The 9,663-nt window shown below is 60.6% G+C and carries 9 protein-coding genes and 1 pseudogene; 1 reads left to right on the top strand and 9 read right to left on the bottom strand.

Translation table 11 applies throughout. The features are described from left to right. Positions 1-92: 92 nt before the first annotated feature. Entirely contained in the window at positions 93-1,382 is a 1,290-nt protein-coding gene (locus tag H0X91_RS34310) for a M14 family zinc carboxypeptidase (RefSeq protein WP_330165491.1), read from the top strand. A gap of 311 nt (positions 1,383-1,693) precedes the next feature. Here H0X91_RS34310 and H0X91_RS34305 read toward each other — a convergent pair. The 9 genes and pseudogenes from H0X91_RS34305 to H0X91_RS34265 all read right to left on the bottom strand — a co-directional run. Next, positions 1,694-1,876: pseudogene (locus H0X91_RS34305) on the bottom strand (antitoxin Xre/MbcA/ParS toxin-binding domain-containing protein); the annotation flags it as partial. A 45-nt stretch (positions 1,877-1,921) separates the two neighbouring features. Further along, complete coding sequence (locus H0X91_RS34300) at positions 1,922-2,956, bottom strand: porin (RefSeq protein WP_077020679.1); 1,035 nt, start codon at positions 2,954-2,956, stop codon at positions 1,922-1,924. 52 nt (positions 2,957-3,008) lie between these two features. Continuing rightward, the gene (locus H0X91_RS34295; RefSeq protein WP_077020678.1) at positions 3,009-3,554 is read right to left on the bottom strand and encodes an amino acid synthesis family protein; all 546 of its coding nucleotides are present in this window, start codon (positions 3,552-3,554) and stop codon (positions 3,009-3,011) included. Continuing rightward, positions 3,551-4,966, bottom strand: coding sequence for an amidase family protein (locus H0X91_RS34290; RefSeq protein WP_196433794.1), 1,416 nt, complete (start codon positions 4,964-4,966; stop codon positions 3,551-3,553). Before H0X91_RS34290 ends, H0X91_RS34295 begins: the two co-directional genes overlap by 4 nt. A 52-nt stretch (positions 4,967-5,018) precedes the next feature. Further along, entirely contained in the window at positions 5,019-6,197 is a 1,179-nt protein-coding gene (locus H0X91_RS34285) for an ABC transporter substrate-binding protein (protein WP_196433793.1), read from the bottom strand. Then, the gene (locus H0X91_RS34280) at positions 6,194-6,949 is read right to left on the bottom strand and encodes an ABC transporter ATP-binding protein (RefSeq protein ID WP_077020675.1); all 756 of its coding nucleotides are present in this window, start codon (positions 6,947-6,949) and stop codon (positions 6,194-6,196) included. Before H0X91_RS34280 ends, H0X91_RS34285 begins: the two co-directional genes overlap by 4 nt. Continuing rightward, a complete protein-coding gene (locus H0X91_RS34275; protein ID WP_196433792.1) occupies positions 6,936-7,670 on the bottom strand; it encodes an ABC transporter ATP-binding protein in 735 nt (244 codons plus the stop codon). The genes H0X91_RS34280 and H0X91_RS34275 overlap by 14 nt, the downstream gene beginning before the upstream one ends. Then, positions 7,670-8,743 (bottom strand): branched-chain amino acid ABC transporter permease, encoded by a 1,074-nt coding sequence (locus H0X91_RS34270; RefSeq protein WP_196433791.1) that lies wholly within the window; start codon positions 8,741-8,743, stop codon positions 7,670-7,672. Before H0X91_RS34270 ends, H0X91_RS34275 begins: the two co-directional genes overlap by 1 nt. A 4-nt stretch (positions 8,744-8,747) precedes the next feature. Continuing rightward, a complete protein-coding gene (locus H0X91_RS34265; RefSeq protein WP_196433790.1) occupies positions 8,748-9,623 on the bottom strand; it encodes a branched-chain amino acid ABC transporter permease in 876 nt (291 codons plus the stop codon). Between the last annotated feature and the right edge of the window lie 40 nt (positions 9,624-9,663).

The following is a 9,663-nucleotide window of genomic DNA, read 5'->3' as shown; positions in this document are numbered from 1 at the left end:
GAGCTGTGATTCGAGCTTAACGGCTCGCAGGAGACACAAGCTGTGCCGTAGCCGCCAACCGGCAAAGCAGCGCGCCAAACGGCGCGCCACCACTGAAGTTTGAAGCAAATCGAAGATATAAGGAGACTCAACACCGTTATCCCGACCTCGTCACTGTGACCCGCGCGGGCCTGTCTGGACAGGGCGAGCCGATCGACCTGATTTCGATCGGCGACGGGCCACTGTCCGCGCTGTTCATTGGCGCGCCGCATCCGAACGAACCGATCGGCTGCCTTCTGATCGACTACTTGATTGACCGCCTGTGTCGTGATCCGGCGCTGCGGCAGTCCCTGCCTTATCGCTGGCATTTCATCAAGGCGATCGAACCGGACGCTCTTCGACTCAATGAGGGCTGGTTTTCAGCCTATGGTGATCTCGGCGTCTATCTGAAGCACCTTTACCGTCCACCGTTCGCCGAACAGGCCGAATACACTTTCCCGTTCGAGCCGGATGATCGCCTCGCGCGCTACCCGCTGCCAGAAAATCTTGCCTGGCGCGCCGCGATCGAGCTCGCCAAGCCGGATTTCATGTACTCGCTGCATAACGCGGAATTCGGTGGCGTGTTCCACCTCGCCTTGGCGATGCCAGCGGAACTGGCCGCTACGCTCGCGGGCGTGAGTGGCCAGTACGGGTTGACGCTCAATTCCGTGGGCGAAGCTGCGCTCGGGCGGTGGGCCGACGGAATCTTTCAGTTTCGGGACATGGAAAAGGAGCGAATGCGAGCGCAAGAGGCCGCGGCCCTCGTACAGCCGGATGAACGTCCACTTGGCAATTCCAGTGCCGGCTACACGGCCAGTCGCGGCACCTTTTCGTTCGTCACGGAAGTGCCGTTTTGGGATCACGCACGCTTGCATGACGATGGGCGGTCAAACCGGTCCCTCGGCGAACTTGAGGCGGACCTCCGGGCGTGGAGCATGGATATTTTTCCGTTGGCGCGACGGGCGCTGTCCCTGGACTACGCGGCGACGAACGCAGCGGCCCTCAGTATCTGGCGGGGCCTGCGGGAATTCATCGGCAATTACGAAAAGGATTTTCCGCCCACGATGAGCGAATCGGAGCAGCAGCGCACATTGACGTGGGCCGAGTACACGATCCGTCACGTCACGGGCCGGCTGTTCCTGCTGCGGCTCGTCGCGCTCGCGCGCCGACTCTCCATGCTGGCACTGGACCGAGGGGAAGGGTTTCGCGTGAGCGCCGCGTGTTCGGATTTCCTGTCGCGTGAAATTGACCGACTCACCCACTCGGACCACCTGCAGCCGATTCCGCTCAGGACACTGGTTCAGATTCAACTTCACGCCGGGTTGAGCGTGCTGACGCATCTAGCGGCGCCGCGCGCCGGGTAGACACATCGTTAGTTGAAACTTAGACACAACTTTAGTTGCGCGGAGCGCCACAAGCCTGCGGCGTTCGCTCGATGTCACGAAATGAAGGGTAATATAGCCCTCAATATGTTCCCCTTCATTTCGCTAGACGCCGTCTCTCGAATGCCTTCTTCGGAATACCTTAGCGCAATTGCGCGGCACTAAACCTACGGCAAAATTGTTCAGCCAGTCTCGCGTTGACACTATCGGAATCCAGCGGCGGCCACCGACCAACATCGCGCCGGTGCCGCTCCAAATCGTGTGCCGCGTATCAGCGATGCGGAACAATTTCGCGCTGACAGCCCGTAGAAGAGCTTCCAGTCCAGCTCCTCAACGCGCCGCGCGCCGAGTTCCGTAAGCGCAGGATCAAGCGGGGTACGCCGTTCGAGTTCCGGATGCGGGGTCGACAAGAACTCACGTGCGTCATCCTCGTCGCTCCAGACCGAGGTGGCCGTCGCAACGATCCATGCGAGGCGCCTGGGACCGACCAGCCTTTCGACTTGACGTGTTTGCATAGCAAATCAAAACCGCATCCGCACGCCCGCTCCGAGGCCATTTCCTGATGAGGCATGCGTAATCGTGTCATAGCGCCAAGCCGCATAAATGTCTGTGCGCTTCGAGAGGGGGTAGTCGTAGCCCAACGCGAACGTCGACCACCGGATGTCGGAACCGGTGACAGGACGCCGACGCGTGCCCGCCCACGACAGCAGCATACTGCCCAATCCGAATCGCGCGCTTGCTCCCACCTGCACGGTGTCGTCGGTCACGTTGCTATTGTTGCTCACCCGCTCGTACTGGAACATGAGCTTCGTTGCGTGGATCCGATAGGCACCGCCGACAAGCCATGCCGTTTGTGCCGTTGCACCATTCAGAAAAAGCGAAGCTGTGTGCAGACTTTGCACCGCGGCCGTTGCCGAAAACGCGCCGGCGAAGTAAAGCACATTGGCACTATAGTTCGCCTGCCCAGTGTGGCCGGCCACACCCGCATTGCTATAGAGTAGGGTTCCAGAAAGCCCTCCAACCTCCGGTGTCTGATACAACACCGAACTGTCGATCGCCGTATCGCTTTGCACGGAAGCCGCCCCCATGGCCGAGCCCAGGTATCCGTGTGAGATCATCGGCGAAAACGCGAACGAGTTACCGAATGGATTGAAGAGCAACGTGGAGACGAACAGGGGTGCCGTATTGCGCCCGATCGTCACCTCCCCAAAGCGTCCGCTCAGTCCGACAAAGGCATTGCGACCGAAGAACGACTGGCCATTGAATGAGCCGAGCTGACCAGCGTTGACTCTGAAAAAGCCCTCCAGCGTGAACACCGCCTTCATGCCGTGGCCGAGATCCTCCGATCCCGTCACGCCCCAATATGACGTCGTCATCCCGCCTGAGCCTACCTGCCAGGCACTACCGACCGCGCCTGGTGCATGCGTTTCGCCAACAAAGGCGTCGATCAAACCGTAAAGCGATACCGAAGACTGGGCGTGGACGACGCACGGGATGCCCCACATCCCAACCGAAACAGCGCAAGCGCGCGCCAAGCCCCAAACTATCTTCCGCATAGGTTCTCCTCCTCGTTGTTCGAATCGATCGCGCGCAACCGGGGCGCCGCGTCTACGCGGACACGACGCGCGCGAGCGGCCGACCGTGCTCGGCCAATGCGATGGCCACCACGAGTTCATCCGGCGCAGGAGAATCCGGCACAATCAGCGATGCAGTATCGAAGTGATCGAAGTTCCACATGTCAACCGCGCCATGCAGCGGGATGTCCAGGCACGCACCCGCGGCGCCTCGCTTTGTGACCGACGGAATGAGCGAGGTAGTCCCCGGTAGACAGGCACGTATCGCCTTGCCCATTCGTGGATGTAACAGCGCGGCCGCACACTCGAGCGGCACGGCCGTGCCCACCAAGGCGGCCTTGCCGTACACTTGAATGGCCCCGCGTTGCACACCCAGTGCACATCGGGCGTGCTCGGTTAGCGACGTCCCCAGCTCCGCACCGAGCTCGTACAGAGGCTCAAGAGGATCATCTATTCGCCAGATCTGCCGTGACAGGACCGCAGCTGCAATGGCCTGGCGGTGGGCTGGATAGATCGCGGTGTTCAACTCGGCGCGCCGCTCAACCAGATGCACCACGATCTTTGCGACTTGAACGCTCACGGGGTTACCTCCGTGGCCACTGCGTGCTCGCCCTGCAACAGGGGCGCCGTGGGAAACGCGCCGCGCGCCGACTCGTAGGCGCGTGCGGCACGCAGTACGAGTGCATCCGCGTGCAAACGCCCAACGATCTGCACGCCCGTGGGCAAGCCACCGGGCAGGCCACACGGCACGCTCGCGGCAGGCAGCCCGGTCTGGTTGCACCACGATGTCTGCTGAGGTGCCGTCAGCAGTGTCTTCGGCAACCCGGGCACCGGCAGTGGGCCGCAGTGAAACACCGGTGTCATGAGCAAGTCGTAGCGCTCGAAGAACGCAGCCATCTCGACACCCAGCAGATGACGTGCACGCAACGCACCGGCAAGTTCTGGCGCGGTGACTTGCAGACCGGCCTCCACAAGGACCTGTACGTCCGAGTCGAGCTGTGCACGTTGCGCCTCGCTCATCGCGCATGCACGTTGCGCAAAGAACACCGACCACTGAATCGCGTGCATGCGACTGTCCAGATAATTGGCCAGCGGCTTCACATCGACTTGCTCGACGTGCGCACCCAAGGCCTCGAATACATCCGCGGCCTGCGCGACACTCGCAGCGACCATGGGATCAACCGTCACGCCCGCAATGCCAGGGCAATACGCCACGCGCAGCCCGGCGACACCATGCTCCAGTCCAATGCGATAGTCCACCGGGCGATCTGACTCTGACTGCAAAGGATCGTGCGCTCCCGATGCAACGCTGAGCATCAACGCGGTGTCACGCACATTGCGCGCAATTGGCCCGAGCGTGGACAGTCGGGTCCAGGAGCCGGCTACGCCGGTCGGCACGAGATCGAACGTTGGCTTAAAACCTACGACGCCGCTCCAGCACGCCGGCACACGAATCGACCCGCCGCCGTCGGTGGCCAGCGACAACGCACCCATGCCAAGCGCGACCGCAACTGACGAGCCGCCGCTGCTGCCACCCGGCGTCACGCGCCGATCCCAAGGATTGCGGGTAATGCCGGTGAGCGGGGAATCCGTCACAATCTTGTTGCCGTATTCCGATGTCGTCGTTTTTCCGAACAACAATGCTCCGGCACGGCGCAGGCGCGAAACCGCAGGCGCATCGCTACGTTGCAGGGTGTCCGGGCTCGTCAATGAGCCATACCGCGTCGGAAATCCTTGTACATCGATGAGATCCTTGACCGATACCGGCACGCCATCGAGTAGCCCGAGCGGCTCACCGCGCATCCAGCGCTGCTCCGATTCGCGCGCTGCCTGCAACGCCATATCTGCATGGAAGCTGCACATGCAATTCACGAGCGGATCAAACTGCTGGATGCGCTCCAGCACTGCCTCCATACACTCACGCGGCGACAGTGCATGACGTCGATACTCGACAAGCAACGTCTCTGCACTCATCATGGATATATCATTCATATCGTACTCCTTAGTGATATAGAAAAAGTAATGACGGGATGTCGTTACCGCTTTATCCCCGACAGGTCGGTAAAATCGGTCCGACCGAATCCAAAAGCGAAAAACTGTTATCTGCCTGCGCCTGAGCGATGCGCGTCATGCATGTGACGTGATCGGCCACTCGGCTCACGCCCGTCTTACCGCGCGGCAAATTCAGCGAAATGCCCGACAACGCCGCCTTGACACGCATGACCTCGACGCTGCCAGCGTCTTGCGCGGCCTGCGCAAAGAGTCGAATGCCCGCGTACGTGCATTCCCCGTGAGGCAGCATCACCGCATAGGAGCCTAACCGCGGCGCACGGGTGTTGGCCACGCGCGCGGTGTAGCGCGCAAGAAAGCGATGATTTTCAGCACTATCGATGCTCATAAAGTACGATGACACACCGATGGCGCCCGTTGATGCGCCCGCAGTTGCAATCGATAGCGATTCGTGCGCGATGTCCGTGACCAACTGTGGCCTCATCGCAAACGACCGATACTGTTTGACAAACGTGACCGGATCATCGCCGATGCTGTGCCATACCAGTTGCGGCTGCTGTGCCGCAATTCGTTGAAGCACGGCACCGTAATCGCGCGTGCCGAACGGCAACCAGTACACGTTCAACAAGCGGCCACCGTGGCGAGATACGGCCGCCTCCAGCGCGGGCACCAGCACCTTGCGGTTGCTGCCGACGTCCGAGACGACCGCGCTGACACTCTTTCCACCGCCACGCATGAGCCACGTAATGAGCGGTTCAACCCGCTGAGCAACACTCAGACCGGTACTTAACAACAGCGGATCACAGCGACCCTCGTCGAAATTCGGATAGACGACAAGACGCGCGGCCATCTTAGCGGCCTGCAGCGCCGCCTCGCGCTCGGACGGCAGCACCATGCCTGTGAGCATCGCCGCTTCATCACGCATCAATAGCTGCCTGGCCTTCTCGAGCGTCACTGCCGTCGACATCTGCGTATCTTCGACGGCCAGTTCGAGCGGCCGCCCAAGCAGTCCGCCTGCAGCGTTGATTTCTTCAATGGCGAGCATCGCACAGTGCCGATTGGTTTCCCCGACCCTGGTAAGTGGACCGCTCAACGGCGCAAGCAATCCGATCTTGATCGGCGACGCTGCTCGGACGAGGTTCGGACAAACGGCGGCGCTGAACGCCCCAAGCGCGCCCCAAAGGGCAGATCGCGAAAAGTCACGTCGATTCATGTTGGTTCTCTTTCAACGAATGCCGCTTGCGAATCAGCCGTTCGTTCAGCAGCAGGTGACAAGAATTGGGCCAATGGGTGCGCGCTGTCCGTTCCGCGGTGCGGTTCGATTTTTCCCGCATGAGCGAGCCGCCCGTTCTTAAGCACAATGCACCGCTGCGCGCAGCGCAAGACGAGGTCAAGATTCTGTTCGACGAGCAGCACGGCAAGCTTCGAACGACGGCACAGCACCGGGATCACATCGCCGATCATCTCGACAAGATTGGGTTGCACGCCGTCAGAAGGCTCGTCCAGCAACAACAGTTTCGGTCGACCACATAATGCACGCGCGATAGCCAGCACCTGTTGCTCGCCGCCCGACAACGTCCCGCCATGTTGCGACAGCCGCGTTTTCAATACCGGGAAATACTCGAACACCTCATCCAGAATCTCGGCGTCGCCAGCCGCTGCGGTTCCCATCATGAGGTTTTCGCGCACCGTGAGCTTCGGAAAAATCCATCGCCCCTGCGGCACCAACCCGATGCCCAGTCGAGCAATTTCATGCGCGCGCATGCCGTTGACGACGTGCTCGCCAAAGCGAACCTCGCCGCTCACGTGCGGCAAAAAGCCCATGATCGCCTTCACAAGCGTTGTTTTTCCCGCTCCATTGCATCCGAGCACTCCGACCACTTCGTTGGGCTGAACGGCAAGCGTGATCTGGTGCAAGACAGCAATGTCGCCGTATCCAGCCGACAGATTTTCAATGTGCAGCATGACTTGCCCCCTGCCCCAGATAAATGCGTCGGACTTCCTCGTCCTTCGCGATGTCGTCGTAGCGCCCTTGGCGAACGATTTGGCCGCGGTGCATAACCCACGTCTCGCAATTAAGCGACTGCACGAAACGCAGGTCATGTTCGATGGCAAGTACCGCACACTGCTCACGCAGGCGGTGGATGAGATGCACAAGCCGCTGAGCATCAGTGGCGGATAAACCCGCAGCGGGCTCGTCGAGCAGCAACAATGCGGGGCGACACATCATCGCCATGCCGATTTCCAACCACTGGCGCTCGCCGTGTGGCAGATGCATCGCCAGCATGTCGGCTTGCGCGGCAAGGCCGATTTGCTCGAGAACGCCATCGAGGTCCCGCATCGAAAACGCCTGTCGATTCGACACACCGAGCGCGGCCACTTCGAGGTTCTCGCGTACGCTCATCGTCTGGAAGACATTCGTTCCCTGGAATTTCCGTACGACGCCACGCCTGCAGTATTGATACATCGGTCGACCAGTCATTCGCTCGCCCGCCAGATACAGCTCGCCAGCCCCAGGCACAATCGCGCCCGACATCAGCCCAACCAGCGTGCTTTTTCCAGCGCCGTTCGGGCCGATGACGCAAAGCAGGTCTCGCGCGCCAATTTCTACGTCAACGCCCGCAATCGCGTTAATGCCGCCAAATGCACGGTACAGTCCGACACCTTTGATGATCGGCGCGTTCATCACGACCCTCCTTCGACGCGCCGCGCACAAGAGCGCGGCATGCGCTTGAGCGATATTCCACTGAATTGACGCAGTCTCTTGAGCATGTCCCCCAGACGCACACCGTTCGGCAGGCAAAGCACGCACGCGAGAAAAACTGCGCCGAGAATAAGCGGCCACCACTGTGTGCTCAGACTGGACGCACCATGCTTGAGTAGCGTCAGGCCGACAGCGGCGAGCACGGGACCGCCCAGCGAGCCACGTCCGCCTATGGCAACCCAGAGGATGACTTCGGTGGCCAATACCGGTGAAAACACATCGGGCGCAACAACGCCGGCGGTTGCTGCCATCAAGCAACCCGCCACCGCGGCCAACACCGCCGAGGCCATGAACATCAACAAGAGATGCCAGGACGTGTGATATCCACACGCCAGCGCGCGCCATTCGTTCGTCGAGATCACCGCGAGCACCTTCCCGTATCGGCTGCGACAAAGCAGCCACACCACCCCAAGCAGCGCAACGAGGATTATCGCGACGGCATACCAGGACGCGACTGGACCGCTCAAATCGAGTGTGTGCCCCGCAAGCTGGAAGGACAGCCCCGGAATACCGAGCAAGCCCGTGTCTCCGCCTGTTACCGACTGCCAGCTCGTTGCAAGCTGCTGCGCGATAATCAACACCGCCATACTGAGAATGGCAAAGAAATGCAGCCTCACCCCTGCATACAGCAAGAAGTAACCGAGAACGGCCGCTGCGAGCGCAGCACAGGCAAGGCCAGCGAGAAATCCGACTAACGGCGTCTGCCCAAACTGGACCGTAGTCACGGCGAAGCCGTATGCTCCAATGCCGAAGAAGGTCGTGTGACCCAGCGTCAGTACACCGGCACGCCCCCACAGCAGGTCATAACTGAGCGCCAATATCGCCAATACGAGTGCATCGCGTATCACGGTGAGTTCATACGCCCCAACGACAAGCGGCAGAATCGCGCCGGCCACAACGATCGCAAAACCCGTCATAACCGGAGACACATCACTGCCGCTCAAGGCGGGTTGTGACAACCAAGTCCGCGCACGAGAAAAATGACGATCGAACATTTCCTTACCCCTTTCCGAGAAGCTGATGCGCCGCACTAAAGCCGGGGAGCAGACCCTGCGGCCGGAAACGAATCAGGACACTGGATACAATCAGAACGATCGCCGACGCGAGCGACGGATCAACGCGATAGCTGAGCAAGGTCTCGATCGTGCCGACAAACGCGCTGCCGAGTATGCTGCCAGCCACCGAGCCGATCCCACCCAGCACGATCACGAAGAACGCCTTGGCAAGATAGGACATCCCGAGATGGGACTCCACCGACACCATGGGCGCCACCAGAACACCGGCGAGCGAGGCGAGTGCGGCGCCACCACAAAAGGCCACCCGATTCAGCTTTCTGGTATTGATACCGACAGCCTCAGCCATCGCCGGATGTTGGATGACCGCGCGCAGCTTCGTACCAAAACGCGTGCGGGTGAACAGCACCCAGCATCCAGCGGTAACAGCCAGTGCCACACCGATCACGAACATCCGATAAGCAGGATAGCTGCCGCCCGGCACTTCAACGGTTGCATTGAACGGCGCATAGACCAGCATCGGCTGAGTACCGAAGACGAGCTCAATCGCCTTCTGAACGATCAGACTGACCGCGTAGGTCGCCAGTAGCGTATCCAGTGGACGGGCATAGAGCAGTCGGATGACGAAGCGCTCGAGACACCAACCGAGCCCCGCGCCGACAATCGGCGCGGCGAGCAACGCAGCCCAGAATGCGTGTTGACCTCCCACGGACTGCGCAACCGCCAATGTATAAGCCCCCATCGTCACCCACTCGGCATGCGCGAGGTTCACGATATCCATCAGGCCGAACACGATCGCAAGGCCCAATGCCACAAGCGTAAGCACGCTAACGTAACTAAGAATGTTTAAGATCGTCGCCATTACTCCAAATCCCGTGTTCAATGACCGCCCAACCCACCCA

The sequence above is a fragment of the Burkholderia sp. 9777_1386 genome, assembly GCF_015712265.1.
Lineage (GTDB): Bacteria > Pseudomonadota > Gammaproteobacteria > Burkholderiales > Burkholderiaceae > Burkholderia > Burkholderia cenocepacia.
The sequence above is the reverse complement of the archived record's forward strand: the minus strand, read 5'-3'. Positions and strand labels throughout refer to the sequence as shown.

Excerpts from the sequence above, each read along its gene's own strand:
- H0X91_RS34300 (WP_077020679.1), bottom strand. The coding sequence starts at position 2,956 with ATGCGGAAGATAGTTTGGGGCTTGGCGCGCGCTTGCGCTGTTTCGGTT.
- H0X91_RS34290 (WP_196433794.1), bottom strand. The coding sequence starts at position 4,966 with ATGAATGATATATCCATGATGAGTGCAGAGACGTTGCTTGTCGAGTAT.
- H0X91_RS34285 (WP_196433793.1), bottom strand. The coding sequence starts at position 6,197 with ATGAATCGACGTGACTTTTCGCGATCTGCCCTTTGGGGCGCGCTTGGG.
- H0X91_RS34280 (WP_077020675.1), bottom strand. The coding sequence starts at position 6,949 with ATGCTGCACATTGAAAATCTGTCGGCTGGATACGGCGACATTGCTGTC.
- H0X91_RS34275 (WP_196433792.1), bottom strand. The coding sequence starts at position 7,670 with ATGAACGCGCCGATCATCAAAGGTGTCGGACTGTACCGTGCATTTGGC.
- H0X91_RS34270 (WP_196433791.1), bottom strand. The coding sequence starts at position 8,743 with ATGTTCGATCGTCATTTTTCTCGTGCGCGGACTTGGTTGTCACAACCC.
- H0X91_RS34265 (WP_196433790.1), bottom strand. The coding sequence starts at position 9,623 with ATGGCGACGATCTTAAACATTCTTAGTTACGTTAGCGTGCTTACGCTT.